Here is a 23,538-nt window from a genome sequence, read left to right on the forward strand (position 1 = left end):
AGCACAAGGTCGGCAGCCTCGCGCTTGAATTCAGCGGAAAAGGAACGGCGTTGTTTGGTCATCTGACACCTCGATCTGGCGAGCATTCTCGCCTAAATGGGTGTCCGGTTTCATTAGACCACTACAGCACGGCTTGCGATTGGGAGATTGCTAATTCTGAATTGCAAGCTAAGCCCGAGACGGAACAGACAGAGGCTCAATGGGAAGCTTCAGAAAGAGCATCAGGAACCACTGATGAAGACATTCAGTTCATGAAAGCTTTACGAAGCAAATAATCTTCCAAGCCTCGCACCTGCGGGGCTTTTTCTTGCGCGCACAAGATACTCAGCAATTACCTCTCAAAAGCGAATCTAGCTCGGTACTTCTTACCGACGGGTTCACGTCATGTCTGTCTCGGTTGCTACAACCCCACGTGCCTTTGCTGCTCAGATTCTTGAGGGTGGCTATTCATGCGAGTCGATTCTTGAGCGGTGCCCAGCCGAATGGCACGGCCTGGTCATGGAGCACGTTCGCGTGACGCAGGATCGTCGAGACATGAACGTGGCCCGACAACAGAAGTTCCGGCCTCCGGCCAAACCTTCGATTCCCCAAACCGCCACTTACCAGGAACAGCACCAGGTGCGCGGCAATCCTGTCGTGGCTGCTGCGCACCTGGCCGCTGTCCGGGCCTCCATCAATTCCAATCGAGCAATTTCACAATGACCTTCCCAAATCGAGGACGACGTAGCCGTGCCCCGCGCATGACCGATTGGACGGTGATCACCGTCGTGTTGATCATCGCCCTGGGCATGATCGCGCCGACCAAGCTGGCAGTAATTCTATACAAGGCCGGGCTTGTCACTGGCGGTGGCGTGCTGGGTTACTGGATCGACCGCGCGCTGTTCCCTTATGCCCGGCCCAACCAAGTCAACCGCATCCACCAGCCAATGGCCGGGCTGCGTCGAGCAATCGTCGTACTGGCCTGCGTGCTTGGCCTGACGCTGGGGCTTTGACTATGGCGCACCTGCTCATCCGTTTCCTCGCCGGTTGCTTCATTGGTTTGGTGGTTGGTTTGGCACTCGGCGGACAGGCTCACGCCGAAATCCCGATGCAGGCCGAACACTACCGGCGCGATCTATCTCGCATTGCTCAGGCGGAATGGGGGCTGGACGCACCGGTTGCCACCTTCGCTGCTCAGGTTCACCAGGAGAGCCGCTGGAAGTTCGATGCGAAGTCTCCGGTAGGTGCGCAAGGCTTGGGCCAGGTGATGCCCTCGACCGCCACTTGGCTTGCTGAGCTGTTCCCGAAAGCACTCGGCAAAGTCGAGCCCTATAACCCTACCTGGTCACTACAGGCTTTGGTCAGTTACGACCGCTGGCTGGCTGACCGAATCAAGGCACGGAACCCCTGTGAGCAGGGCGCCATGTTCCTATCTAGCTACAACGGAGGGCTGGGCTGGTTGATCCGTGACCGCAAGTTGGCATCGGCAAAGGGCGCCGATCCGCTGACTTGGTTCGGCTCCATCGAGCGATTCAACGCTGGCCGCTCTGCGGCTAATTTCAAAGAAAACCGGCAATACCCGCGCCTCATCTTGCTGCGATGGGAACGCCTTTATGTCGATGCCGGATGGGGCAAGGGGTTGTGCCAATGAAAGAAACACTCAAGTGGTTTGCGCCGCTGCTGATTGCGCTGACGTTGTTCGGCTCCGTATTCCTGTTCGTCGAGCACACCCGCCAAGCCGGTTATGACGAGGGGTTGATTGCTGGGAAGGCTGAGGGCGCAGCGACATATCAAAAGCTCAAAGACGAAATAGATGAAGAGCGCCTGGCGCTGGCGCGAGAGGCTCTGGCTAAAGCTCAGGCCGATGCGCAGTCGCTCCTGGAGCAAATAAAGCGTGGTGATGACTTAGCCAGCCAACTCACCACCACCAAACAAGAGCTTCGCCGAAACACCGACAAGCTCAACGGGGAGATAGAACGTGTCACGACTTTATACCGCCGCGCCTTGGATGCGCCGCCTGAGCCTCTGCCTGTTGCTGTGTTTACTACCGGCTTTGTCCGCGTGTGGAACGAAAGCCTCAACCCACTCGCAATGCACGGAAGCCAGCCCACCAGCGGAGCTACTACGTTTGCCGGAAACACCGGAGCCGCTGACGACCTCGACAGCGGAATAACGCCGGCTGTCCTTCTTTCCAACCAAGTGCGCAACAGCGAGAAGCACGCTTCTTGCCGCGCTCAGCTTACAAGCCTGATCGAGTATTACACCCATGGACGTATTTGACCGTGCCACCGAAGTAGAGGACGCGTATCGGGAGGCTGCTATAGCGGCGCAATTGGCACAGGCCAAGAGACCTAATCAAGCCTCCGCTTCGCATTGTGAGGACTGCAACGTGGAGATCCCGGAGCAGCGGCGTGTGATTTTGCCGGGCGTGTTGTTGTGCGTGGATTGCCAATCTATCCATGAACAACTGGGGCGCAAATGAACATGATCGAAATGCCGATGTGGCAACTGTTTGCGTCGGCTGTGACCCTTCTTGGGATCTTCGCCGGTCTGGTCAAGCTTTTGCTCTCTCAGATGGAGCGTCGTCTGGACGAGCGATTTGAACTCGTCGCTAAGGATTCTGAGCGGCTGCGCCAGGTTGAGCTTGGTCTCGAACGACTTCGGGGTGAAATGCCTCTGCACTACGTGCGGCGCGAAGACTATGTGCGCAACCAAACAGTCATCGAGGCCAAGCTCGACGCCCTGGCCCTAAAGTTCGAAAACGTTCAGCTCAAAGGAAAATTGTAATGAACATCGACCACGCTAAGGTCCGCCGCGAAACACTGCGTTGGTACATCCTCCTCACGCTCAACACGTCCCGCCCGGTTGATCCGAATGAAGCGGTGGTGCTTTCGACGATCCAGGGTATTTATCCCGACGCTACGCAGCTGGAACTGCGCCGCGAGCTGGACTATCTGAAAGATCGTTCCTTGGCAACGCTGAAGAAACAGCCGAGCGGCGTATGGATCTGCGGCCTGACCCACTATGGCGTGGACATTGCCGAATACACCATCGACTGCAATCCCGGTATTGCCCGTCCTGAAAAGTACTGGTCCTGACTTATGCCTCCGCGTAGCAAAGTGGCCGCGCTGCCGGCTCAGGTGAAGACATGGCTCGATCACTCTTTGGTCGAGTCGAACTTTTCTGGTTATGAATCGCTTTCCGCTGAGCTGGAGAGCCGTGGGTACTCCATCGGCAAAAGTGCTCTTCATCGCTATGGGTCGGAGTTTGAGGTAAAGCTGGCGTCGCTCAAGTTGGCGTCGGAGCAGGCGAAGGCCGTTGTTCAAGCGGCACCCGACGACGAGGGTGCGGTCAATGAGGCGCTTATGCGGCTGGTGCAGGAGCACCTGTTTAAGTTGTTGATGGCTGACGATGGAAAGATGGATCTGCCGAAGGTGGCCAAGGCCGTTGCTGAGCTCGGTCGTGCGTCCGTTGTCCAGAAGAAATGGCAAGCCGAGTATCGCGAGAAAGCCGAATCAGCGGCTGCCAAGGTGGAGAAAATCGCCAAGAAAGGTGGGCTCAATGCAGAGATCGTCGCTGAGATCCGTCGTGAAATTCTCGGGGTTGCCGGATGAACTTACCCTCCGAGTTGGTAGCTCGATGTTTTCTTATAGCGAGCGGTAGACACCAGCGGCACTTGTCCGTTGCATCGAGGGCATTTCAGTCCGGTCCAGCCGATTCCTCCACTTCGCTGCAGGGTGACAGTCTCTCCTTTCTCGAAACAGTTGCTACACAAGTAATGCTCAGGTACGTCTTTTGCGTGCTCTGGTTTGAGACTGTAGGCGAAGTTGCCAGACTCAAACTTGTGACGTTCATAGCGCTCTCGTGTGTCTGTCTGGGACTTGGCTTTCACCAGATCAGCCTCAAGTTCAGAAATGCGCTTGATCAGTTCCATCTGCTCCAACTGTGCTGTCATCATTTGCTGCTGAATATCCATAAGGCTTCCAGTCAGATCAAAGACTCGGCTTCTGATCACCTCTTCATCACGGAGGGTAAGCAGGCTCGCGGCAATATCTTTCGTTGCGTTGGCGCTTGCAACAGCAGCGCTAAACCATTCCAGCATTTTTGGAGCTCCTTGCAGTTGATTCGGCCATTGAATCTTATCACTGGTGGCACTGTATGAGCCTTGAGACGCAACTTAAGAGCACTGCCAACTTAGATACGCCAGCGGTCCTCCTGGAGTACCAGAAAGACTGGATAGGCATCCGCGCTCCGTTAAAGGTAGGTGAGAAATCTCGCCGTATAGGCCTGACGTGGGCAGAGGCCGCAGATAACGTCTTGGTCGCGTCCTCTGAAAAAAAGGCAGGCGGACAGACTGTTTATTACCTGGGCTACAACCAGGATATGACGGTGGAGTACATCCAGGCATGCGCAATGTGGGCACGGGCCTACAACTACGCGGCTGAGGAAATTGAAGAAGGCATTTGGCCGGACAGCGACCCGGACAAGCACATCAAGACCTACACCATCGGCTTCCCCAGCGGACACCGAATCGTCGCGCTCACCAGTCGGCCATCCAACTTGCGTGGTCGCCAGGGCGTGGTCGTGATCGATGAGGCGGCGTTCCACCAGGACTTGGCTGAGTTGCTCAAGGCGGCATTGGCTTTGCTGATCTGGGGTGGTGAGGTCCATGTCATCAGTACCCACGACGGCACCGAAAACGCCTTCAATGAACTGATCAACGATATCCGTGCTGGCAAGCGCAAGGGTGCATTGTTTCGTTGCCCTTTCCGTGAGGCGGTCGATGATGGTCTGTATCAGCGTGTGTGCTTGCGTAAAGGGATTGAGTACAGGGAAGAAGAGGAAGCAGCTTGGGTTCAGGACGTCTATGACTTCTACGGCGATGCGTCGGAGGAGGAGCTTGATTGTGTCCCATCTCAAGGCGGCGGTGCCTTCCTCAGCCTGGCCCTGGTCGAGCAACGCAGCAATCGTGAAGTGCCAGTGCTTCGTCTTGCCTACCCGCAAGGGTATGAGGTCCAGGAGGAGCATATCCGCTTGGCCGATTCCCTTGAGTGGTGCGAAGAAAACTTGCTCCCGCTGCTCAATGCTATTCCTTTGGATGTGCAGAGCTTCTATGGCATGGACTTCGGTCGTAGCGGTGACCTATCGGTGATCTGGCCGTTGGTCAAAGAACAGAACCTGCGCAAACGCACCCCCTTTGTTGTCGAGCTGCGCAACGTCCCATTCAAGCAGCAGTTTCAAATCAAGTGCTACATCATCAGTCGTCTGCCCAACTTCTTAAAAGGTGCGGACGATGCCAGGGGCAACGGCTCGCAGTTGTCTGAAGACACTGCCATCGAGTTTGGCTTCAACCGTATCGAACGAGTGATGCTCACCGAGGGCTGGTATCGGGACAACATGCCGTTGTTCAAAGCCGCTCTTGAAGACGACACCTTCTATGACATCCCCGCCGACAAAGACGTCGTCAGCGACGTGCGCGCCTTTCGCGTGGTCAAGGGTGTGGCGCGTATCCCCGAAAAACGCACCAACGAGAAAGGTGAAAAGAGCGGGCCAAAGCGCCACGGTGACGCCGGGATCGCGGCCGTACTTGCCGATTACGCCTCTCGCCAAGATGTCGAGATATTTGAATTTCACCGCGTCCCGCCATCAGGCAGTCACGACCGTACGGTTCAGACTGGCGGCGGCTGGCGCTCTAATAAAGGCATCTGGTAATGACCCAGTCCCGCATCGTTGACCAGCATGGTCGTCCCGTTCAGCTCGATCAGCTAACCGAAGAACTCGCCGCGCCTCGACTGACTGGCGTGCGTCAAGTTTGGCACTCGTCTGTCGCGAGCGGTCTCACTCCGCAACGGCTGTCGAACATTCTCCAGGCCGCTGCCGAGGGTAATGCTCACGATTATCTGACGCTGGCTGAAGAAATGGAGGAGCGCGATCTGCATTACGCCTCCGTTCTGGGCACTCGCAAACTTGCCGTGGCTGGCCTGAATATTCGTGTCGAAGCGGCCAGTGATGAGGCTGAAGATGTCCGTCGTGCCGATGCAGTGCGTGAGGTGGTCGAGTCTGCCGAGTTCGGCGAGCTGCAAAGCGAAACGGTAGATGCCCTGGGCAAAGGTTTCTCAGTAAGCGAAATCATTTGGGACCGAAGCGGCAAGACTTGGATGCCGGATCGGTTCGAGACTAGAGATCAGCGTTTCTTTCAGTTCGACCGAGAAACCGGTCGTGAGCTGCGACTCCTGGACGAAGCCGACATGGTCAACGGCGTTGCTCTGGCTCCTTACAAGTTCATTGTGCATCTGCCACGCATCAGATCCGGCTTGCCAATCCGTGGCGGTTTGGCACGGCTCGCGGCAGTGGCCTACATGTGCAAGGCGTGGACGTGGAAAGACTGGATGGGGTTCGCCGATATCTACGGCATCCCTATGCGGATTGGTCGCTACGGCCCGAACGCCAGTAAGGATGACATCGGTATTCTATTGTCAGCTGTCGCCAATCTCGGGAGCGATGCAGCCGCAGTGATCCCAGACAGCATGCGGATCGACTTCCAGAATGCGGCGAACGTGGCGGGTGCTGGGGACTTCTTCAAGGGCTTGGCCGAGTGGTGGGATAAGCAGGTCAGCAAGGCCGTGGTAGGCCAGACGATGAGTGCCGACGACGGCGCCAGTCTTGCGCAGGCCAAGGTCCACAACGAAGTTCGACTTGATCTGCTGGAGGCTGATGCCAAAGCGCTCAGCAATACCCTCAATCGGCAATTTGTTCGACCGTTCTGCGATCTGAACTTTGCACCAGGTCGTCGTTATCCCAAGCTGATCGTTGATGTGCCTCAGCCAGAAAACATTGAGCTGCTTATAAAGGCACTCAAGGATTTGGTTCCGCTTGGCTTGGAGGTTGAACAGTCCGTCATCCTGGACAAGCTCAATCTGCCGTCGCCGGCTGAAGGTGCGAAGGTGTTGGGCAAACCAGCGGCAACTCCGGCAATTGCGACCGCTGCCAACCGTGAACAGTCGACCAAGCAGGTCGATATAAAGGACGTAGTGGACAACCAGGTCAAGACTTTGGAAGCCTCTGCAGCTGCGCCACTCGGCGATATGGTTGAAGCCATCCGCGAGTTGCTTGACTCGGTCAACAGCTTGGAAGAGTTTCGTGATCGCCTGATCGAGGTCTATCCCGACATGAACGCTAATCAGCTCGCCGATGCGATGGCTGATGGGTTGGCAGCTGCGAGCCTTGCCGGTCGATATGATGTACTGAGGGGGCTTTAATGGCTGTCTCTCATGGCTCGCTGCCGTTCAAGGAACAGATCGACTACTTCCGTGGCAAAACGAATGTGCCCACCCGCGTCTGGACGGATATTTACAACGTCGAGCACGACTGGGCTTTCGTCGTGGCGGGTACGACTAAGCACAACCTGCTGGCGGATATGCGCGGTGCCGTAGAGAAAGCCATAACCAGCGGTCAGACCTTGGAACAATTCCGGGCTGGCTTCGACCAGGTCGTCAACAAACATGGCTGGGAATACAACGGCGGTCGTGGATGGCGCACTCGCGTGATCTACGAAACGAATCTACGGCAGTCGTATAACGCTGGACGTGAAGCCCAGATGGCTGATCCAGAACTGCGCAAGCGTCGTCCATTTGGCCTTTATCGTCATGGCGACAGCGCCAATCCTCGGCCCCAGCATCTTGCATGGAACGGGACCGTGCTGCCTTTGGATGATTCATGGTGGTCGACTCACAGCCCACAAAATGGATGGGGCTGTAAGTGCAAGAAGTTCATGGTCAGCCAGCGTGACATCGACCGGCAGGGTCTGAAGGTCGGGCCAGCGCCGGAGATCGAGTATGAGAATCGCACCATCGGCGTGAATAGTCCCAACGGCGCACGCACCGTCCGGGTGCCAAAGGGCATTGATCCGGGGTTTGATTTTGCACCTGGTCAATCTCGGCTCGCGACTGCCGTTCCTGCCCTTCGTGCATACGATCCACTGCCTGAGCCTGGTGCGCGGTCAAGTAGCGTCCAGGGCGCTGGGCTCCCGAACAGACGCGCACCAGGTGCGCTGCCTCCTGCTCGTGAAGTGTCCGCTGACAAACTCTTGCCTGAGGGGCTACCCGATCAGGAGTACGTCGAGCGATTCCTGGCAGAGTTCGGGGCAACGAATGCTTCGCCGGTCCTGTTCAAGGATGTGACGGGCGATGCGGTGGTGGTTGGTCGTGAATTGTTTACCAATGCCAAAACGGGCGCTTTGAAGATCAAGAAGCGTGGTCACGCCCGTGAGCTGCTGTTGCTCGCTGAGGCGATAAAAGATCCAGATGAGGTGTGGGTGCGACTGGAATGGTTGTATGCCAAGAACAAGGCAGTCGTGCGGCGCCGCTATATATCGCGCTACCAGATCGACGGTGATCCGGTTCCGGCATTGTCGGTGTTCGAGGTGGGTGATGACGGCTGGGATGGTGTGACGACATTTTCACCGGATGCAGATAACCCGGACTACCTGGAACAACTCAGGATCGGCGTACGTCTGTTCCGTCGCTCGACACTCGACGAATAAATAAACCACGCGCCGCCACACGTGGTTTCGCTCTGAGTGTAGGCCTGGAGGTCCTGGCGGGGACTGCTCACTCAATGAACGTATTTCGATAGTAGGAGATGCACATGGCAGGCGCAATGCTCAATGTCGAAGTGGGTGACAGCCGGTCTGGTGCTGCCTTGGCCGAATTGGCGGAGCGGTTGGAGGATATTCGTGTCCCACTCCTGGACATTGCCGAATACCTGCAGCAATCCACGGACGAGCGCTTTAGACAGCAGGTCTCTCCAGATGGGGCTCCATGGGCACCGTTGGCCGCGTCCACTATCGCTAAAAAGAAGTCGAGCCAGATCCTACGGCAGGACGGGTTTCTCCAGGACACGATCCGGCATAGGGTCAGCGGCGATGAATTGGAACTCGGTTCGGATCGTCCGTATGCGGCGATCCATCAGTTCGGCGGCAAGATCGAGCAAGGCGCTCGGTCGCAACAGGTTTACTTAAAACACAAGAATGGCCAAGTCGGAAATCGGTTTGTCAAAAAGAGGCAGTCGAATTTTGCCCAATGGATAACCCGAGGCGCGACCTCGACAGAGATGCCGGCTCGACCTTATCTGGGGCTGTCCTCATCAGATGACAATGAGATCCTCGCCATCGTGTCTGACTACCTTTCCGAACCATTGGAGGTCGGTCCAAGATAATCGCGATGACGGCGTTTAAAGAGCCTTACAGGTACAACGACGGCGGTAGTTGTCCGCGAATAGCGTTAGACGTGCGTTAGATTTTGTTCTGGAGGTATTCCAGACTCATAGCGGTAGCCAGATCGACAAAGATCCCGCCAAAATACCCAGTTCGTGTAATTTCCCCGCTCCAGGTTGAACCCCAAAATTCTTGTATGGGGTTGAAACTCCATCGCTGATCAATGCCGCAGAAACTGTCGGCATGAAAACATTACTCGCCCTCAACACCGACCTCTCAGCAGCGATTGCCTTTGCCAATGGCAAGGCGCCAGATTGGGTCGAACTGATTCCAGCCGGTCCAGTCGTCACTGGTCGTGATGGCCGCACCTGGTTGTTCGATGGGCAGGCTCAGCAAATGGTGCTGGGTTTGTTCACGGCTCGATCAATTGAGCTGCCCATTGATTGGGAGCACGCCACCCAAAGCCGAGCACCGAACGGTGAAGAGGCTCCGGCTGCCGCCTGGATCGCCCAGCTGGAAATCCGCGAAGGTGGCTTATGGGGCCAAGTCAACTGGACCCCCCGTGGCGGCGAGCAAGTCGTCGCCCGTGAATATCGATACCTATCCCCCGTATTTGATTACGAAGCCGACGGCGGACGCATTGTGCGCCTGGTCAGTGCCGGCCTCACCAACGTCCCGAATTTCCTCCTCACCGCTCTCAACCACGAAAACCCGGAGTTCAATGTGAAGCTCTCTCCTGCGCTATTGGCATTGCTCGGCCTGCCCGAAGCTGCCACCGAAGCCGATGTTATTGCGGCGACGACCCAACTGAAGCAAGCCGCGAACACTGAAAAGACTCCAAACCTGGCGACCTTCGTTCCGCGTGCCGATTACGAAACCCTGTTGTCCCGTGCCACCAATGCCGAGCAAGCGCTGTCGACTCGCGTGAAAACGGAGCGCGACGCATCGGTTAGCGCCGAGATCGATGCCGCCCTGAAGCTCGGCAAGATCACACCGGCCACCACTGACTACCATCGCGCAGCTTGCCAAGAAGAAGGTGGCCTGGAGCGATTCAAGGCGTTCGTCAATGCGGCGCCGGTTGTGGGCGAGCCGTCCGGTTTGGATGGCAAGCCGAAACCCGTTCTCTCTACTGCCCTCAACGCCGAGCAGCAAGCCATGTGCGTCCAGCTGGGTGTTGATCAAGAGCAGTTCGCCAAAACGCTTCAGAGCGAGGGCTAACCCGTGTCGCTGACTCAAGACCGCAATACCTCAATGAAGGCCACCGACATCCTGGTGCTCGGCATGGCTGCTAGTTCACGAATCTTTGCGGGCAGCCTGGTGATGCTCAACGCGGCCGGCTTTGCCGTGTCGGGTAGCACCGCGACTGGCTTGACCTATGCCGGGCGAGCTGAAGAGTTCGTCGACAACACGTCCGGTGCGGCCGGCGCAGCTCGTGTGGCAGTCCGCCGTAACAAGGCTTTTAAGTGGACCAATGACGGCTCCATCGCACAGGCCCAGCTGTTGAAGAGCGCCTATGTGGTGGATGACGGAACTGTTGCGGCCACTGATGGGGGCGGCACTCGCTCCGTCGCAGGCCGGATCGTTGGCATCGACTCCGACGGTGTTTGGGTCGAGTAACCCTCTATATATAGGAGCGCATTGCGCATGCTGGTAAATAAAGCTTCGATCAACGCGGCGTTCGTCGCACTCAAAACACTGTTCAACAACGCCTTCACCACCGCCCCCAGCAACTGGGAAAAGATCGCGATGAAGGTGCCGTCCAGCACCGGCAGCAACCTTTATGCGTGGCTGTCGTCCTTTCCGCGTATGCGCCGCTGGATCGGCGAGAAGCACATCAAGAGCCTGAAGGCGTTCAAGTACACCGTCGTCAACGAAGACTTTGAGGCCACCGTTGAGGTCGACCGCAATGACATCGAAGACGATTTGCTAGGTGTTTATGCGCCTCAGGCGCAAATGGCGGGCTACTCGGCCAAGCAATTGCCGGATGAGATCATTTTTGATGTGGTCAACGCGGCTTTCATCAGCCCGTGCTACGACGACCAGTACTTCTTTGATACCGATCACCCCGTAGGCGATCAAAGTGTCAGTAACAAGGGAACCAAGAAGCTCTCAATTGAAACTCAGGCGCTCGCTCGGGCCAGTTATGGCGCCGCCCGTACGGCCATGGGCAAGTTCATGGATGAAGATGGTCGACCTCTGAACATCACGCCGACCGTTCTCCTGGTGCCAAAGGCGCTAGAAGACGTTGGCCGAGCATTGCTCACGGCTGACCGTTTGGAAGATGGTAAGACCAACATCTACAAGGGCACTGCCGAATTGGTGGTCTCCGGTCGCCTGACTTCGGACAATGCCTGGTTCCTGCTCGACACCAGCCTGCCGGTGAAGCCATTCATTTACCAGGAGCGTAAGGCCCCGGTATTTGTCCAGCAGATCGACGCCGAAGCGGACGATGTGTTCAACCGTAAGAAATTCAAGTTCGGTGCCGAGGCACGTGCCGCTGGTGGCTATGGCCTCTGGCAGACCGCCTATGGCTCCACCGGCACGGACGCCTAAGCCATGGCCTTGTTCATTAAAGCGTTGCGCGACGGCTTCCGTCGCGCCGGGGTCGCTCACAGCAGTGCGGGCACTTACTACGCCGATGATGCATTCAGCGAAGAACAGCTGGAAGCACTCAACGGCGAGCCGCAACTGATCGTGCTCGAAGGTGTGGAAGAACCGGAACAAGGTGGCAGCGATGCGGGCGAGGACGGGGTGGAAGGTGGTGGCACACAAACAGGCTCGGCGCCTGGTTCGTCGAAGCCTCAGGCAACTGGTGCTAAGACCGGCCGTGTGAAGGCGTCTAAATGAATCTCTCACTACCTGGTGCGCTGGTCCTCATCGCTCGTTTCGGTGCCTCGGAAATGGCAAGTCTGGCCGTTCCCGACACCTTCAATCCCATTGAGCCTGCTCTGCTGGAAGCAGCAGCCAGGGGCGACGATCTGACGGGATGGGATGCTGATGATGTGGCGGCCGCCGTTGCGGCGCTGGCACGGATCGCCGATGCCGCCACCCGTGCCCGGAGCGAGGTTCAGTTCTACCTGCGTTATCGCCGCCTGGGTGAAGACGCGCCGGCTTGGGTCGCCGAAGACCTGCCCGAGCTGACCCGGTTTCATCTGTACGGCGAGAAGGCCAATGCTGAGTCGAGCGTGCGGCTGCGTTACAAGGACATCATCAAGCGGCTGGAGAGTCTGGCCGCTGAAGATGAAAAGCGCGGGGCATCTGAGTCAGGCCAGTCAGGCTTGGCCATCACCCATGCACCGCGACTGTTCAGCCGCAATACGCTGAGCCGTCTCTGATGTTGGGGGATCTGGAAGACGCCATTGAGGCCAGGCTTGCGGAGCTGAAAAAGCAGCTCCCGCGCCTGACGATCAAGACGTATGGCGGCGAGCTGAGTGATCCAGATCTGCTGGTTGATCTGATCAAAGGCACGCCATCGGTGATGCTTACCACGCCTCGGGTGGTGTTCCGTCGCCAAGGTCAGCGCCGATATAACGCTGCAGTGGTGTTCCGCCTGGTCATCTCCAGCAAGTCAGTCCGAGATGAGAAAGCCACTCGGCGCGGCACCGTCACTGCAGATCCGGGCAGCTACTGGATTTGGGAAAGCTGTATGCGGCTGCTGACAGGCTGGCAGCACAAACCTGATGGAGCGCGTGCCTCACCTACTGAGTTCGCCAACCTGGTCACCGGCAAGTTTCAGTCCGATCACCTATCGGTGCTTGGGCAGAGCTTTGCCATCGATCTGGATTGGGTGATCCCAGAGGAGCCGCTGCCAGACCTCGAAGGCATCGATATTTCGTACCACGTTCCGAGCGACAACCCCGAGACAACTGCAACAGACAACATCGATTTGAGGAATCTGTAATGCGCGTAATCGCCACGACAGATCCGGTGCCTATGCAGCCGGATCATTTGAATAAAAAGGCGGGGTTCATCCAGCCAGAGCCGGCCGAGGCGGTAGAAGTAGCCAACACCTCCTACTACCAGCGCCGTATCGCAGCCGGCGAATTGCGCGTAATTGCTGACACCAAATCGCCCGGTCGCAGTGCCAAACAAACCGCCAAAGGAGTCAAGTAATGACTATCGACTTTGACACTATTCCAGCAAGCATCCGCAAGCCGGGTGTGTACATGGAGTTCAATACCAAGTTGGCCGTGCGCACTCTGCCGTCCAACGCGCAAAGCATTTGCCTCATCGTTCCTTTGGACGAAGATGCAACCGCCGTTGCTCATGTTCCTGGTCAGGTCTACAGCGCCGATGAGGCCTTGGCCCAGTTTGGTGTCGTCGCTCAGGAGATGGTAGCTGCAGCGATAGCCACTTACCGTTTCCTGGCCATTTCGTGCGTTGGTGTAACCGTGACCGACGGTCAAGAGCCCGACATCAGTGCCGCGTTGGCTGCAACTGCGATGGGCAAATTCACCATCCTGGTGCCTGCCTGGTTCAGTCAGGCTGCAATGACGGCCCTGCGAACTCACATCAACACCTACACCGATTCGGTTGAGCAGCAATCGATCCTGGGCGTTGGCGCCTTGACGTCGACCATCTCTGCAGCGACTGCGATGGCCACTGCGCTCAACTCGGGACCGATTACCCTGGCGCTTTTGCCAGGCACTGCGTCGACTTCGCGTCAGGTCGCTGCTGCCTACGCGGCGCTGATCGCTTCTGAAGAAGATCCGGCCCGACCTTTGAACACCTTGGTCTTAACCGGCATCAAGGTGCCGCCAATCGCCAGTCGGTTAGGCCGTACTGAGCAGGAGACTTGCCTGGCCAACGGCATCACGCCTTTGGAGGTTGGGCCGGGTGACCAGGTGCAAATCGTCCGAGCGGTCAGCACTTATACAAAGAACGCCACCGGGGCGACGGATGTGTCGCTGCTCGACCTGACCACCATGCGGATTCTGTATTACTTCCGGCAGGCGTGCCGTGATCGTATCCGTCTGCGATTCCCGCGATCCAAGCTATCCAGCAGAACGCCAGCTGCAGTGCGTAGCGAACTGCTCGACGTTGCGAAAAAGTGCGAAGAGCTGGAGATCCTCGAAGAGGTCGATGCCAATGCGGGCGCCCTGATTGTTGAGCGTTCGCTGCAAGACGTGAACCGCTTGAACGCTTCCATTCCCGCCGATGTGGTGAACGGTCTGCACGTGTTCGCCGGTCGCATCGACCTGCTCCTGTAATCCTAGGCCGCACCTATGTCAGATATCTATGTTGGACAAATCGTCCTTTCCATCAATGGTGAAGACTACGAGATCAAGAGTCTTGAGCACACGCTGAAGACCGGTCGCACCATCGTCAAAACCATGAACCGTAAGAAGCGGCCCTTGGGTACGGCTTCCGGCGTTGAGGATTACGACCTGCGCGTATCCGTGGCCATTCCCAAGTCGGGTGAGCCGAACTGGCGGGCGATGCTGGACGCCAAGATCACCATCGAGCCGGTGGACGGTGGCGGTGATCGCGAGTCCTGGACGGGTGTATCGCTCATTGAAATGGGCAGCAAGTACCAGCTCGAAGGTGAAGCGACCCGCGACCTGACTCTGGCCGCACTTAACTACTACACGGAATAAAGCGATGACTGTCGACAAGCGTTGGGATGGATTAACCGAATCGGGTGAGCTGGCAGTGGGTGTGTACTTCGCGGGCTCGCGTCACAAAAGCTTTACCTTGCGTGTGCCAATGGCAGGCGATTTGGTTGGTGCTCAGCAAGACAATCCACAGGGTCCGCTTCAGCTGATTACCGTTGATGTCTTCCGTCGTCAGCTATTGGCCTTGGGTGATATTCCGGCCGCATCGCTGACAACTGAGTTGCTCCTGGACGAGCTGACTGAGACCGATCTGGCGCTGTTAGGCCGGGCCGATGAAGTTCTGGAAAAAAAGCTCGCGCCGCCGAGCGCGGTTCCAACGACTGGCGACGTATCGAACACGCCCTTGTCCGACACGGCTATCGCTTAGATGAAATCCGGTCGATGACCCGTCCAGAGATCGAGGTGCGCCTTGATCTTCTGGTGGGTCGCAAGAAGGACACCACCCGATACGTCAGTAAGCGCAAGGGCAAAACCAAATGACTCCAATCGTATACATCAGCCTTGATCTGGCGAGCTTCGAGGCGCTCGACGCGAACATGCGCGCCCATCGCGTCAACGCGTTGGCATTACCAGATGCAAAGGCGCCGATGGATGCGTTCCAGGAAGACCTGGTCATCGCGGCTGAGCGTCTCGGATTCGTGCCTCCTGAACCGGGCGTGTTCTGGATCAACATCCAACCAGGTGGCCGAAACACATTGTGTTGGAGTGCCGGCTCTGAGGCTGGGCCTGCGCAGAAGTGACCAAAGGCCCGGAAACGGGCCTTTCTTCTTTATATAAAGGCGTGCAGGAGTTTCATCCATGAGTTCAGATCTGCGCGTAGCGCTCCGCATTCAAGCCACGTCGGGCAACAGTCGGCGCGAGATTCAAGCCATTGAGCGAGATCTGCGCAAGGCTGGAAAAGACGGCGCCAAGGCGTTGGCCGATGAGTCTGGGAAGGCGACCAATGCGATAAGCAAAACGGGTCAGGCGGGTGCCGCCAGTTACAAAATTATCCGTCAGGCCATGCGTGAAGCCACCACCCAAGGCAGTGGCGTGTTTCGTCAAGGCGTCCAACAAACTACGTCAGACCTGAAGCAACTTGGCCAGGTTGGGCGCCAGGCTGCCCGTGAGACCAAAGCCGAACTGGTCCGTACTGCTCGCGAGGGCATCGATCCTCTGCGCCAAAGTGTCGACCGCACCGAGACCAGCTTTCGACGTCTGGCTCTGAATGGCGGTCGCAATCTTCGGTTGCTCAAAACGCTGGCCACTGGCGTCCGTGAAGAATTCAACCGCATTAAAGGGCTTGGCACTTCGGTGCAAGGGCGGTTGGCGGGTCTTGGGGTTGGTGTCGGTGTTGCGGCCGGGTTGACCGGCAGCGCCAGGCTCGACCGCCAATTGATCCGGACCCAGCAGACTGCCGGGATGACCTCGGCTCAGCGTGATGAGTGGCGTCAGGAAGGCTTTCGTATTGCGAAGACGTACGGCTTGGATCGTGCAGGCGTGGACAGTGGCTTCAACACACTTATTGCCTCTGGCGTGAACTATGACGCCGCCAAGAAGACTGCAGACGCCATCGGGCAAACCACGGCCGTCAGCGGAGCTGACTCGGCGGTACTGGGCAAGGCCACGGTAGCCGGCGCCAGTGCGTTCAACATCGACCTGAACAAGGCCGGTGCTGCCCTCGATCTGCTGCAGAAGATGACGGTGGCCGGTCGCCTCGGTAACGCGGAGCTGGAGAACCTGGCCGACCTGTTTCCCAAGATCGGTGGATCTGCTCAGGCGGCGGGCATGGGCCTGTCTCAGGCGCTCGCATTCGTCGAGACGCTATCGACCGTCGAGATGCAGCCGGATCGCCTTGGAACACTGGCTGACTCGACGCTTCGGGTCTTCAGCGTGAAGCAATACCGTGACCAGGTCACGAAAAGCAGCGGCGTGAAGTTCTTCAATGGCGACGGCAGCTCGCGCAATCCAACGGATGTTATGGGCGATCTGAAGCGCAAGTATGACGCCATGAAAACGGATCAGCAGCGGGCTCAGTTCATGGGCACGGTGTTCAAGAGCATGGACCAGGATACTGTTCGAGGCATGCGAATCATGCTCGGCGGTGACCGGCTTGCGACCTTTAATGACCAGACCGCAAAAATCAGCGCTGCAGAGCCCGTGCTCAATCGAGACCTGAAAGAAAACACCGAAAGCGCCACGGCTGTGGGCAATCGCATGAAGACCACCTTGGGTGAGGCGATTGACCGTATGGCACAGCCGCTCAACAAAGGGTTTGCTCAGTTCGGAAGCTACCTGCTCGATGACTTGAACCTGACCGGTGAGCAGATGCTGGGCGGCGGACTTGCGATGGGCGCTGGGGGTTACTACGCCGGGCGCGGTGCCAAAGCGGGCGTCGGTGCGCTGCTGAACAAGTTCATGGGCGGACCTGAGACTCTCAAGAACATTGCGGTCGGTAAGGTGCTGGAAGAAGCGACGGGCGTCACTTCGGTATTTGTCACTAACTGGCCGAATAACATTGGCTCGGGAGGCTCGCCAGATATTTCGTTAGGGTCCGAGGCTAAGGGCGGCAGTAGCTTAGGGCAGTATGCCAAGCTGGCTTTCGGGTATGCGCTGAGCAAATCCCCTTACATCGCAGGTGCGTTGATTCCAGGCTCTACGCCTCAGGATGACAAAAGTCGCGAGGATCTGGCCCGGCGTAGCAAGTTACTCGACGGTGGCCAGCGAGCCTATCAGGTGGCGTTCTATCGCAACCGTGGCGACCTGGCCAGCCAAAACCCCGATGCATCATCAGCTTGGCTGTCGGAAAACGCCAGGCGCCTGACCCATGATCAAACCGGCCTGACAGCCGCGGGCACGTCCGTTTCCGGTGCCAGTAGCTGGGCTGCAGGAATGGCCGCCAAGCTGGTCAATGCGGGCATTGCTCCCATGAGTTCGGGCAGTGCCAATCAAGCCGCTGAACAGCGTCTGAACGCACTCCTGGAGAAACCACTAATTATCGACCTGAGGTTTGACTCTGAGGCGTTTCAGGCCGAGATGGAGCGACGTGTGGGCATTCAAATGAGGCGTGGATAATGAGCTGGTCAGAGACGCTGTTGGATGCCTCTTTCCGGGGTGTCCCCTTAGATGTGATCGATGAAAACCTGCAGGCGCAGAGGGCAATTGCTCAGCACGGCACGCCCTACCAAGACGGTGATTCGGTTGAAGACTTGGGTCGGGGTGCCAGAGCCTTTGCCATGCGGGTTGTATTGTTTGGGACGAACTACGAAATAGCCCTGCAGGCTTTGCTTGCAGCACTGGACACCATTGGGCCAGGTGAACTGGTCCATCCGATTTATGGCAGCGTCAGTGTCATAGCCTACAACTGGAGCGTTCAGCACACCGCCAACCGGCCGGATTACGCTGAGGTCTCCCTGCAGTTCATCGAGCAAAAGCCTGATGAACCCTTCTTCAAGCGCCAGTTCGTCTTTGTCGATGAGGCGAGCCTGATGTTGGGCGACGAGTATTCGTGGCAGGACGGCTTGTTCGATCTGTTGGCCAGTGTGGACTCCCTGGTAGCCGACGTGCAGGGCTGGATCGGTGGAGGCTGGACCGGCCTACTCGAAAGAGCTCTTGGGCTGCCCGGTATTGGCCTGCGCCTTGAGCAGCTGCGTTCACAGATCATGGGCGTCGTATCGGGCGTGGTCTCGATGGCGAAGGGCGATCCGCTTTCAGCCTTCGACCCGCTGGTGAATCTAGCTCAGACCCCGACTGAAATTAGAAGAGCGATCCAGGACAGTACCCCAACCACCTCAAGCGATCTGCTTGCCCGTGGTGGTGTTCCTGCAGCTGTACCAGGTGCATCGAGTCTGACCGGCGAAGCCGGGAATGCTGGGGCATCCTTGCTTGCTTCGGCGCGCCAAGGTCAGACGCCGTCGGACGAGGCCTTGCCTAAAGCTATGCCCGCCGATCCACTGGCGGCATCGGGTATGGCATTGGTTGTCCTGGTCATCACTGAGCTCGCACTTTCACATGCTCAGGCGGCATCAGTGGTGATCGAGGCAGAGTCCGAAATCCCAACGTTGAGCCCGGATGAGCTGGAAAGCCTGGTTAACCTCGTGCGCTCGTTGATCCAGTCAGCAATCCTGCTGCAGCGCCGTCTTTACGGTATCGAGGACGCCTTGCCAGTCATTGAGTCGCTTCGCAACATTGCCCACCTTGTTCAGGCTCGGGCTCGTTCAGTCATCCTGCAGAGCCCGCCCCTGATCCTGCGTACCGTCCAAACTCCAAGCAGCCTCCGCCTGTTGGCGTTTCGCTGGTACTCCGATCATTCACGGGCAGCCGAGTTACTCCGGCTCAATCCAGGACTGACACGGCCGTACAGTATTCCTGCAGGGGAGGTGCTGCGTGCCTACGCCAAATGAAGCCATCACATTGACCATTGGCGGGCTGGCCCACGCGACGTGGGACGGCTGGTCAGTTGAATCGGATCTGCTTACCCCTTCCGATGCCTTCGAGATGGAGTTGTACACCCGCGAGACAACTCAACTGCCAAGCGTCCTGGTCGAAGGTGCGCCATGCATTCTGACTCTGAGCGGTGATCGTGTGTTGACGGGCCAGATCGATGAGTTCGAGCACGATGTCTCGCGCCAGGGCATCGCCATCCGTATTAACGGTCGTGACGGTGCCGCATCTTTAGTGGACTGTTCCTCTCCATTCGTGGCGATGCGTGAGGCTTCACTGGCAGATATCGTCAGCCAAGTGGTCAAGCCCCTGGGCGTGAGCAAAGTCGAGATAAGGGCGGCGTCAGCCAAGACGCGACGACGCATTCAGATTGAGCCAGGTCAGTCAGCTTGGGAGGCACTTCTGCAGGTCGCCGAGGCCAATGGGCTCTGGCCATGGTTTGAGCCCGACGGTCGGTTGGTGATCGGCGGCCCCGATTACATCAGTGCGCCGGTTCATACACTGGTGATGAACCTGAACGGTCAAGGCAACAACGTCGAACGGCTATCAGTGCGTCGCTCTATCGCTAACCGGTTCAGCCAGATCACAGTCTTGGGGCAGCATGGTCAGTATGACAATGACGGCTACGATACGACGCGGTCTCACCTGCGTTCGGTCATCCAAGACGAGACGCTGGCCAAGCGTGGGATCTTCCGGCCGAAGGTGATCGTGGACAGTTCGAGCGAGAACCAGGACATGGCCACCACCCGTGCCCGTAAGTTGCTTGCTGACAGCCGTTTGGAAGGGCTTGAGATTCGCGCCGTAGTGAAAGGGCATCGCACTGCCAGCGGTAAGGTGTGGGCACCTGGCCAGCGTGTCCAAGTGCGAAGTGAGCCACATGGTGTGGATGACACTTACTTTCTGATGTCGCGCACCCTTCGGCTGACCCGTGGCCAAGGCGCCATTACTGAGCTGCGCTTGCGCGAAGATAAGATGTGGGTGCTGGACGGCAATCCTGTGAAGAAGCACAAGGGCAAGTCCAACAAGGACGGCGCGTTCATCGAACTGATTAAGGGGCTATGACAATGTCGATGGCGCGAATGATGCGTGAGCAGGCGAGTCGAGAGAGGCAACAGTTTCGCCAGGCCTTTCGCGCCGTGGCTGCCCGTAACAAACACGGAAAGCTTATTGGTGTTGATATGCAAGGCCTTGCCGGTGAAACGGTCTCGGGTGAGTTGTTCCAGCACTACGGCTTCACCTCAGCGCCTCTGCCTGGTGCCGAATACATCGCTATACCGGTGGGTGGTAATAGCAAGCACACCGTAGTTGTCGCCAGCGAAGATGGTCGCTACAGGATCACGCTAAAGGATGGTGAAGTGGCTTTGTATACCGACGAAGGCGATCACGTTCACCTCAAGCGCGGTCGGGTGGTCGAGGTGGTGACGGAAACGCTCTTGGTTAAAGCCGGCACGAAGGTTCGCTTTGAAACGCCGCTGCTCGAAACAACTGGCGACGTCAAAGTGGATGGCAACATCAAGGTGGATGGCGAAGTCGCCGACCGCACTCGCACCATGCAAGAAGACCGCGAACTCTACAATGGCCATGGCCACCCGAACGGGCCACCACCTTCTCCGCAGCAATGAGTTTCGTGCATATATAAGAAACTCCTGTCTCTCGCTCGCAAGTTCATGCTGTCTGGCATGGACGCAGGCATAAACCCAACTACTGGCGATTTGACGGGTCAGCGCATTACGACGCTGGCAAACGCCGTCTATCTACGCCTCATGACTCCCCTCGGAAGCTACTGGGCCGCGCCCGAACTCGGTTCGCGTCTGCACGAGTTGAAGCGGGAGAAGGATGTGGCCCGCGTTAGCGGCCTTGCCATTCAGTACGCCAAAAACGCCTTGAAATCCTTGATCGATGACGGTCGGGCGACCTCTATTGACATCACGGCAGAACGCGCTGGCGATGGTTGGTTGAAGCTGTTGGTCGAAGTTTCTACCCCGGCCGGCAGGCAGACCTTTGAACATCTCGCGAGCGTGATCTGATGCCCTACGACGCTCCCAAATTCGATGCCATTCGTACTCGCGCCTTGCGGGAAATTCGTTCGCTTGCTGCGGACGCAGACGTTACCAGCGATAGCGACAACTTCGTTCGCGCTAGCTCAACGTCGGCGATTGCCGAGGGCATTCACCAACAGGGCTCATGGACTGCCAGGCAGATATTCCCTGACACCGCCGACTTCGAAGAGCTGAAGAAGCACGCGGCCACACGCGGTGTTTATCCAAAATCCGCCACCTTTGCAGGCAGTTCAATTGCAGTAAGTGGAAGTCCTGGTGTTCCTTTGCCCATGGGCTCTCAGGTTCGCCTGATTGCTACGGGGACCGTTTTGTTCACGACGGCCACCGTGCCGATTGGATCTGGCGGGACCGGCATTGCACCTGTTTCTACAGCAGAGAAAGGCGCCTTCCTTAATGGGCTGGAGGGTGCTGCCGTTTTGACCAGTCCGCCACTCGGGATTGATGGTGGTTGTACCCTTTCCGCTTTGATTGGAGGCACTGACGACGAAATCCAGGAGAGCCTGCTTGGTCGTTACCTGGACGTGCTTCGCTTTCCGCCAAGCGGCGGATCGATTGCAGATTATCGCCGCTGGGCGTTGTCAGTGGACGGCGTATCAACCGCCTTAATCATCCCCAAGCGTCGTGGCGGTAATTCGATTGACGTGGTCATTACGTCAGCGGGTAGCCCTTCTTCTGCAGCAGTCATCGCGGCGTGCCAGGCATACATCGAGACTGTAGCTCCGGCCGGGGCCGATATTTGGGTGATTACACCCGCTGTCATAACCGTCGATGTGCGCGTAAGGCTCAAGCTACAGACCGGATTCAGCCTGGCGGACCTTCAAGAGCCGTCTGAGTCTGCGGCTGCAGCCGTGATCGATCCGTTGGTCCCATTGGAAACCCTTTACATCCTTCGTCTGACAGCAGCATTCAGCAGCTTGGCAGGGGTTATTGACCTTCAACTGGTGACGCCTGCGAACAATATTTCAGCATCCGATGATCCATCGATAATTAATTGGATTCGTCTCGGAACAGTAGCTGTGGAACCGATGGCATGAGCGAAGTATTAATTGAGCAACTGCAGACGTTACTTCCGCCAGTTTCATACGATCCAAACGGCAGGAACTTAAAAGCACAGTTAGCTGGTGATGCTGCAGTTCTGGGTGACGCTTTAGTGGGTATTGACGCTGTAGAGAAGGCGATATTTCCGGAGTCTGCAGGGGCGTTTATTGCGGATTGGGAGCGGATCTATGGGCTGACTCCATCGCTCGACGCAACGCAGGACGAGCGGGTGCAGGCCGTTCTTGCGGCAATGGGGGATCTGGGCGGGCAATCCATTCCCTATTTTATTCGCCTGGCATCGTTGTTTGGTGTGGCCGCGAACATTGAGAGCTTCAGAATTCCCGTGGTCGGATTAGTGAATGCGGGTGATCCGATCTATTCGGGTGATTGGCCGTATACCTGGCGCGTTGACGCGCCGCTTGTGGCTTACCTCAACGCACCTATGGAAGCACGCATTGAGGAGCGTCGCCCAGCCAATACCGACGTGGTGTTTGGGTACGGCAAGGAAGTCATTCTGTTGGTTGCTAGTTCAGTCGATCAGCTTTTCAACACCATTAATTACGTCATGCCCTCCAATATGAGTACGAACAATGCCTGAGCAACCAACTATCGAAGCGCTGATTGCCTATGCTGGGCAGCTTTCTGAAGCCGCTGCGCAGGCCAGCGCTGCTTCCGAAAAGCAGCATCAGATTATTAATGGTAATGCGCAAACCGATGTTTTGACGGAGTCTGGGCCGGTTCCGTCTTTTGCCAAACAGGCGGTGCAGGCTCAGGCGAAAGTGACGGAAGTATTGATTGATGTCGCTTCAAGGATGGCGGGGCCACTCCCTTACGGCAGTGTTGTTTTAGGCTTGCTAAATACCGTGAGTGGCGGCTATTTCAATGTGCTGAGCCCTGAAGCTAGCGAAATTACGATCATGTATTTGAATAACAATGGCGTACCGGTGGAAGTTAAGCGGGCGTCCAGTGCCGCAGCTGACAGTTTGCTTCTAAACGCAGGCAAGGATTTTCCACTTCGAGCGGCCACAAGAGGTGAGAAGGATAAAACCCCGTTTGTATCTGCCGCAGTTGCCAGCGTCAACGCAGGGCGGTTGCAGGAGCTGAGTGCAACACGGTTATTGAATCGAAGTGGGAGTATCGTGCCGCATCGCAATGGCCTTTTGCATCACCTCACTCATCACTTCGATCGGACATTTGAAATCGAAGCGTT

General features: G+C 57.3%; 32 protein-coding genes and 1 pseudogene. 32 read left to right on the top strand and 1 reads right to left on the bottom strand.

All coding sequences use genetic code 11. The features are described 5' to 3' along the window. The 9 genes from IMW75_RS25100 to IMW75_RS25140 all read left to right on the top strand — a co-directional run. Positions 1-275, top strand: a 275-nt coding sequence (locus IMW75_RS25100) for a hypothetical protein (RefSeq protein WP_205894088.1), incomplete at its 5' end; no start/stop codon positions are given. Positions 276-384: 109 nt separating this feature from the next. Next, positions 385-702: a hypothetical protein gene (locus IMW75_RS25105; protein ID WP_205894089.1), complete on the top strand. Its 318-nt coding sequence runs from the start codon at positions 385-387 to the stop codon at positions 700-702. Positions 703-740: 38 nt separating this feature from the next. Then, positions 741-992, top strand: a complete 252-nt coding sequence (locus IMW75_RS25110; protein ID WP_205894090.1) for a putative holin — start codon at positions 741-743, stop codon at positions 990-992. Positions 993-1,087: 95 nt separating this feature from the next. Next, positions 1,088-1,630 carry a transglycosylase SLT domain-containing protein gene (locus IMW75_RS25115; protein WP_237142336.1) on the top strand — a complete coding sequence of 181 codons (543 nt, stop codon included), beginning with the start codon at positions 1,088-1,090 and terminating at the stop codon, positions 1,628-1,630. Beyond that, positions 1,627-2,259: a DNA-packaging protein gene (locus IMW75_RS25120; RefSeq protein ID WP_205894092.1), complete on the top strand. Its 633-nt coding sequence runs from the start codon at positions 1,627-1,629 to the stop codon at positions 2,257-2,259. Before IMW75_RS25115 ends, IMW75_RS25120 begins: the two co-directional genes overlap by 4 nt. Next, on the top strand, positions 2,246-2,461 hold the full coding sequence (locus tag IMW75_RS25125) for a TraR/DksA family transcriptional regulator (protein WP_205894093.1): 216 nt from the start codon (positions 2,246-2,248) through the stop codon (positions 2,459-2,461). Before IMW75_RS25120 ends, IMW75_RS25125 begins: the two co-directional genes overlap by 14 nt. After that, positions 2,458-2,766 (top strand): hypothetical protein, encoded by a 309-nt coding sequence (locus IMW75_RS25130; RefSeq protein ID WP_205894094.1) that lies wholly within the window; start codon positions 2,458-2,460, stop codon positions 2,764-2,766. Before IMW75_RS25125 ends, IMW75_RS25130 begins: the two co-directional genes overlap by 4 nt. Beyond that, positions 2,766-3,077 (top strand): hypothetical protein, encoded by a 312-nt coding sequence (locus tag IMW75_RS25135; RefSeq protein WP_205894095.1) that lies wholly within the window; start codon positions 2,766-2,768, stop codon positions 3,075-3,077. The genes IMW75_RS25130 and IMW75_RS25135 overlap by 1 nt, the downstream gene beginning before the upstream one ends. A gap of 3 nt (positions 3,078-3,080) precedes the next feature. After that, the gene (locus IMW75_RS25140) at positions 3,081-3,593 is read left to right on the top strand and encodes a DUF3486 family protein (protein WP_205894096.1); all 513 of its coding nucleotides are present in this window, start codon (positions 3,081-3,083) and stop codon (positions 3,591-3,593) included. Between the two features lie 2 nt (positions 3,594-3,595). On the opposite strand, the gene IMW75_RS25145 is transcribed toward IMW75_RS25140, so the two are convergent. Further along, positions 3,596-4,081: a hypothetical protein gene (locus tag IMW75_RS25145; protein WP_205894097.1), complete on the bottom strand. Its 486-nt coding sequence runs from the start codon at positions 4,079-4,081 to the stop codon at positions 3,596-3,598. Between the two features lie 56 nt (positions 4,082-4,137). Here IMW75_RS25145 and IMW75_RS25150 point away from each other — a divergent pair, with 56 nt between their 5' ends. From IMW75_RS25150 to IMW75_RS25260, 23 genes and pseudogenes are all read left to right on the top strand, one after another. Beyond that, positions 4,138-5,691, top strand: coding sequence for a hypothetical protein (locus IMW75_RS25150; protein WP_205894098.1), 1,554 nt, complete (start codon positions 4,138-4,140; stop codon positions 5,689-5,691). Then, positions 5,691-7,238 (top strand): DUF935 domain-containing protein, encoded by a 1,548-nt coding sequence (locus IMW75_RS25155; RefSeq protein WP_205894099.1) that lies wholly within the window; start codon positions 5,691-5,693, stop codon positions 7,236-7,238. The genes IMW75_RS25150 and IMW75_RS25155 overlap by 1 nt, the downstream gene beginning before the upstream one ends. Continuing rightward, entirely contained in the window at positions 7,238-8,521 is a 1,284-nt protein-coding gene (locus tag IMW75_RS25160) for a PBECR2 nuclease fold domain-containing protein (protein WP_205894100.1), read from the top strand. Before IMW75_RS25155 ends, IMW75_RS25160 begins: the two co-directional genes overlap by 1 nt. Positions 8,522-8,625: 104 nt before the next feature. After that, positions 8,626-9,195, top strand: coding sequence for a phage virion morphogenesis protein (locus IMW75_RS25165; protein ID WP_205894101.1), 570 nt, complete (start codon positions 8,626-8,628; stop codon positions 9,193-9,195). Positions 9,196-9,385: 190 nt separating this feature from the next. Next, positions 9,386-10,411 (top strand): phage protease, encoded by a 1,026-nt coding sequence (locus IMW75_RS25170; protein ID WP_237142334.1) that lies wholly within the window; start codon positions 9,386-9,388, stop codon positions 10,409-10,411. A gap of 3 nt (positions 10,412-10,414) precedes the next feature. After that, on the top strand, positions 10,415-10,810 hold the full coding sequence (locus IMW75_RS25175) for a hypothetical protein (RefSeq protein WP_336512445.1): 396 nt from the start codon (positions 10,415-10,417) through the stop codon (positions 10,808-10,810). Between the two features lie 27 nt (positions 10,811-10,837). Continuing rightward, entirely contained in the window at positions 10,838-11,746 is a 909-nt protein-coding gene (locus IMW75_RS25180; protein ID WP_205894102.1) for a Mu-like prophage major head subunit gpT family protein, read from the top strand. A 3-nt stretch (positions 11,747-11,749) separates the two neighbouring features. Beyond that, positions 11,750-12,040, top strand: a complete 291-nt coding sequence (locus IMW75_RS25185) for an HI1506-related protein (protein WP_205894103.1) — start codon at positions 11,750-11,752, stop codon at positions 12,038-12,040. Then, on the top strand, positions 12,037-12,528 hold the full coding sequence (locus IMW75_RS25190) for a phage protein Gp36 family protein (protein ID WP_205894104.1): 492 nt from the start codon (positions 12,037-12,039) through the stop codon (positions 12,526-12,528). Before IMW75_RS25185 ends, IMW75_RS25190 begins: the two co-directional genes overlap by 4 nt. Next, a complete protein-coding gene (locus IMW75_RS25195) occupies positions 12,528-13,094 on the top strand; it encodes a phage protein Gp37 (RefSeq protein WP_205894105.1) in 567 nt (188 codons plus the stop codon). The genes IMW75_RS25190 and IMW75_RS25195 overlap by 1 nt, the downstream gene beginning before the upstream one ends. After that, the gene (locus tag IMW75_RS25200) at positions 13,094-13,306 is read left to right on the top strand and encodes a hypothetical protein (RefSeq protein ID WP_205894106.1); all 213 of its coding nucleotides are present in this window, start codon (positions 13,094-13,096) and stop codon (positions 13,304-13,306) included. Before IMW75_RS25195 ends, IMW75_RS25200 begins: the two co-directional genes overlap by 1 nt. Continuing rightward, a complete protein-coding gene (locus IMW75_RS25205) occupies positions 13,306-14,403 on the top strand; it encodes a phage tail sheath subtilisin-like domain-containing protein (RefSeq protein ID WP_205894107.1) in 1,098 nt (365 codons plus the stop codon). Before IMW75_RS25200 ends, IMW75_RS25205 begins: the two co-directional genes overlap by 1 nt. 15 nt (positions 14,404-14,418) lie before the next feature. Continuing rightward, positions 14,419-14,790 carry a phage tail protein gene (locus IMW75_RS25210; protein WP_205894108.1) on the top strand — a complete coding sequence of 124 codons (372 nt, stop codon included), beginning with the start codon at positions 14,419-14,421 and terminating at the stop codon, positions 14,788-14,790. A gap of 4 nt (positions 14,791-14,794) precedes the next feature. Then, on the top strand, positions 14,795-15,175 hold the full coding sequence (locus IMW75_RS25215) for a hypothetical protein (protein ID WP_205894109.1): 381 nt from the start codon (positions 14,795-14,797) through the stop codon (positions 15,173-15,175). Between the two features lie 109 nt (positions 15,176-15,284). After that, on the top strand, positions 15,285-15,548 hold the full coding sequence (locus IMW75_RS25220) for a hypothetical protein (RefSeq protein WP_205894110.1): 264 nt from the start codon (positions 15,285-15,287) through the stop codon (positions 15,546-15,548). A gap of 58 nt (positions 15,549-15,606) precedes the next feature. Beyond that, positions 15,607-17,862, top strand: coding sequence for a phage tail tape measure protein (locus tag IMW75_RS25225; RefSeq protein ID WP_205894111.1), 2,256 nt, complete (start codon positions 15,607-15,609; stop codon positions 17,860-17,862). Continuing rightward, positions 17,862-19,190, top strand: a complete 1,329-nt coding sequence (locus tag IMW75_RS25230) for a DNA circularization protein (RefSeq protein WP_205894112.1) — start codon at positions 17,862-17,864, stop codon at positions 19,188-19,190. Before IMW75_RS25225 ends, IMW75_RS25230 begins: the two co-directional genes overlap by 1 nt. Beyond that, positions 19,174-20,292: a phage baseplate assembly protein gene (locus tag IMW75_RS25235; RefSeq protein ID WP_205894113.1), complete on the top strand. Its 1,119-nt coding sequence runs from the start codon at positions 19,174-19,176 to the stop codon at positions 20,290-20,292. The genes IMW75_RS25230 and IMW75_RS25235 overlap by 17 nt, the downstream gene beginning before the upstream one ends. Before the next feature lie 2 nt (positions 20,293-20,294). Further along, a complete protein-coding gene (locus tag IMW75_RS25240) occupies positions 20,295-20,852 on the top strand; it encodes a phage baseplate assembly protein domain-containing protein (protein WP_237142335.1) in 558 nt (185 codons plus the stop codon). A gap of 57 nt (positions 20,853-20,909) precedes the next feature. Continuing rightward, positions 20,910-21,257: a phage GP46 family protein gene (locus IMW75_RS25245; protein ID WP_205894114.1), complete on the top strand. Its 348-nt coding sequence runs from the start codon at positions 20,910-20,912 to the stop codon at positions 21,255-21,257. Next, positions 21,257-22,324, top strand: a complete 1,068-nt coding sequence (locus IMW75_RS25250; protein WP_205894115.1) for a baseplate J/gp47 family protein — start codon at positions 21,257-21,259, stop codon at positions 22,322-22,324. Before IMW75_RS25245 ends, IMW75_RS25250 begins: the two co-directional genes overlap by 1 nt. Next, positions 22,321-22,926, top strand: a complete 606-nt coding sequence (locus tag IMW75_RS25255; RefSeq protein WP_205894116.1) for a putative phage tail protein — start codon at positions 22,321-22,323, stop codon at positions 22,924-22,926. The genes IMW75_RS25250 and IMW75_RS25255 overlap by 4 nt, the downstream gene beginning before the upstream one ends. Continuing rightward, positions 22,919-23,538 (top strand): annotated as a pseudogene (locus IMW75_RS25260) (hypothetical protein); the annotation flags it as partial. The gene IMW75_RS25255 and the pseudogene IMW75_RS25260, both read left to right, overlap by 8 nt.

Source organism: Pseudomonas gregormendelii, assembly GCF_017114825.1.
Classification (GTDB): Bacteria; Pseudomonadota; Gammaproteobacteria; order Pseudomonadales; family Pseudomonadaceae; genus Aquipseudomonas; species Aquipseudomonas gregormendelii.

Bases quoted from the DNA above. Each gene is read 5' to 3' on its own strand.
- IMW75_RS25220 (WP_205894110.1), top strand. From the start codon at position 15,285: ATGACTCCAATCGTATACATCAGCCTTGATCTGGCGAGCTTCGAGGCG.
- IMW75_RS25255 (WP_205894116.1), top strand. From the start codon at position 22,321: ATGAGCGAAGTATTAATTGAGCAACTGCAGACGTTACTTCCGCCAGTT.
- IMW75_RS25230 (WP_205894112.1), top strand. From the start codon at position 17,862: ATGAGCTGGTCAGAGACGCTGTTGGATGCCTCTTTCCGGGGTGTCCCC.
- IMW75_RS25155 (WP_205894099.1), top strand. From the start codon at position 5,691: ATGACCCAGTCCCGCATCGTTGACCAGCATGGTCGTCCCGTTCAGCTC.
- IMW75_RS25135 (WP_205894095.1), top strand. From the start codon at position 2,766: ATGAACATCGACCACGCTAAGGTCCGCCGCGAAACACTGCGTTGGTAC.
- IMW75_RS25190 (WP_205894104.1), top strand. From the start codon at position 12,037: ATGAATCTCTCACTACCTGGTGCGCTGGTCCTCATCGCTCGTTTCGGT.
- IMW75_RS25130 (WP_205894094.1), top strand. From the start codon at position 2,458: ATGAACATGATCGAAATGCCGATGTGGCAACTGTTTGCGTCGGCTGTG.
- IMW75_RS25180 (WP_205894102.1), top strand. From the start codon at position 10,838: ATGCTGGTAAATAAAGCTTCGATCAACGCGGCGTTCGTCGCACTCAAA.
- IMW75_RS25150 (WP_205894098.1), top strand. From the start codon at position 4,138: ATGAGCCTTGAGACGCAACTTAAGAGCACTGCCAACTTAGATACGCCA.
- IMW75_RS25195 (WP_205894105.1), top strand. From the start codon at position 12,528: ATGTTGGGGGATCTGGAAGACGCCATTGAGGCCAGGCTTGCGGAGCTG.
- IMW75_RS25125 (WP_205894093.1), top strand. From the start codon at position 2,246: ATGGACGTATTTGACCGTGCCACCGAAGTAGAGGACGCGTATCGGGAG.
- IMW75_RS25185 (WP_205894103.1), top strand. From the start codon at position 11,750: ATGGCCTTGTTCATTAAAGCGTTGCGCGACGGCTTCCGTCGCGCCGGG.
- IMW75_RS25160 (WP_205894100.1), top strand. From the start codon at position 7,238: ATGGCTGTCTCTCATGGCTCGCTGCCGTTCAAGGAACAGATCGACTAC.
- IMW75_RS25110 (WP_205894090.1), top strand. From the start codon at position 741: ATGACCGATTGGACGGTGATCACCGTCGTGTTGATCATCGCCCTGGGC.
- IMW75_RS25200 (WP_205894106.1), top strand. From the start codon at position 13,094: ATGCGCGTAATCGCCACGACAGATCCGGTGCCTATGCAGCCGGATCAT.
- IMW75_RS25225 (WP_205894111.1), top strand. From the start codon at position 15,607: ATGAGTTCAGATCTGCGCGTAGCGCTCCGCATTCAAGCCACGTCGGGC.
- IMW75_RS25165 (WP_205894101.1), top strand. From the start codon at position 8,626: ATGGCAGGCGCAATGCTCAATGTCGAAGTGGGTGACAGCCGGTCTGGT.
- IMW75_RS25140 (WP_205894096.1), top strand. From the start codon at position 3,081: ATGCCTCCGCGTAGCAAAGTGGCCGCGCTGCCGGCTCAGGTGAAGACA.
- IMW75_RS25105 (WP_205894089.1), top strand. From the start codon at position 385: ATGTCTGTCTCGGTTGCTACAACCCCACGTGCCTTTGCTGCTCAGATT.
- IMW75_RS25240 (WP_237142335.1), top strand. From the start codon at position 20,295: ATGTCGATGGCGCGAATGATGCGTGAGCAGGCGAGTCGAGAGAGGCAA.
- IMW75_RS25215 (WP_205894109.1), top strand. From the start codon at position 14,795: ATGACTGTCGACAAGCGTTGGGATGGATTAACCGAATCGGGTGAGCTG.
- IMW75_RS25115 (WP_237142336.1), top strand. From the start codon at position 1,088: ATGCAGGCCGAACACTACCGGCGCGATCTATCTCGCATTGCTCAGGCG.
- IMW75_RS25145 (WP_205894097.1), bottom strand. From the start codon at position 4,081: ATGCTGGAATGGTTTAGCGCTGCTGTTGCAAGCGCCAACGCAACGAAA.
- IMW75_RS25120 (WP_205894092.1), top strand. From the start codon at position 1,627: ATGAAAGAAACACTCAAGTGGTTTGCGCCGCTGCTGATTGCGCTGACG.
- IMW75_RS25250 (WP_205894115.1), top strand. From the start codon at position 21,257: ATGCCCTACGACGCTCCCAAATTCGATGCCATTCGTACTCGCGCCTTG.
- IMW75_RS25210 (WP_205894108.1), top strand. From the start codon at position 14,419: ATGTCAGATATCTATGTTGGACAAATCGTCCTTTCCATCAATGGTGAA.
- IMW75_RS25205 (WP_205894107.1), top strand. From the start codon at position 13,306: ATGACTATCGACTTTGACACTATTCCAGCAAGCATCCGCAAGCCGGGT.
- IMW75_RS25245 (WP_205894114.1), top strand. From the start codon at position 20,910: ATGGACGCAGGCATAAACCCAACTACTGGCGATTTGACGGGTCAGCGC.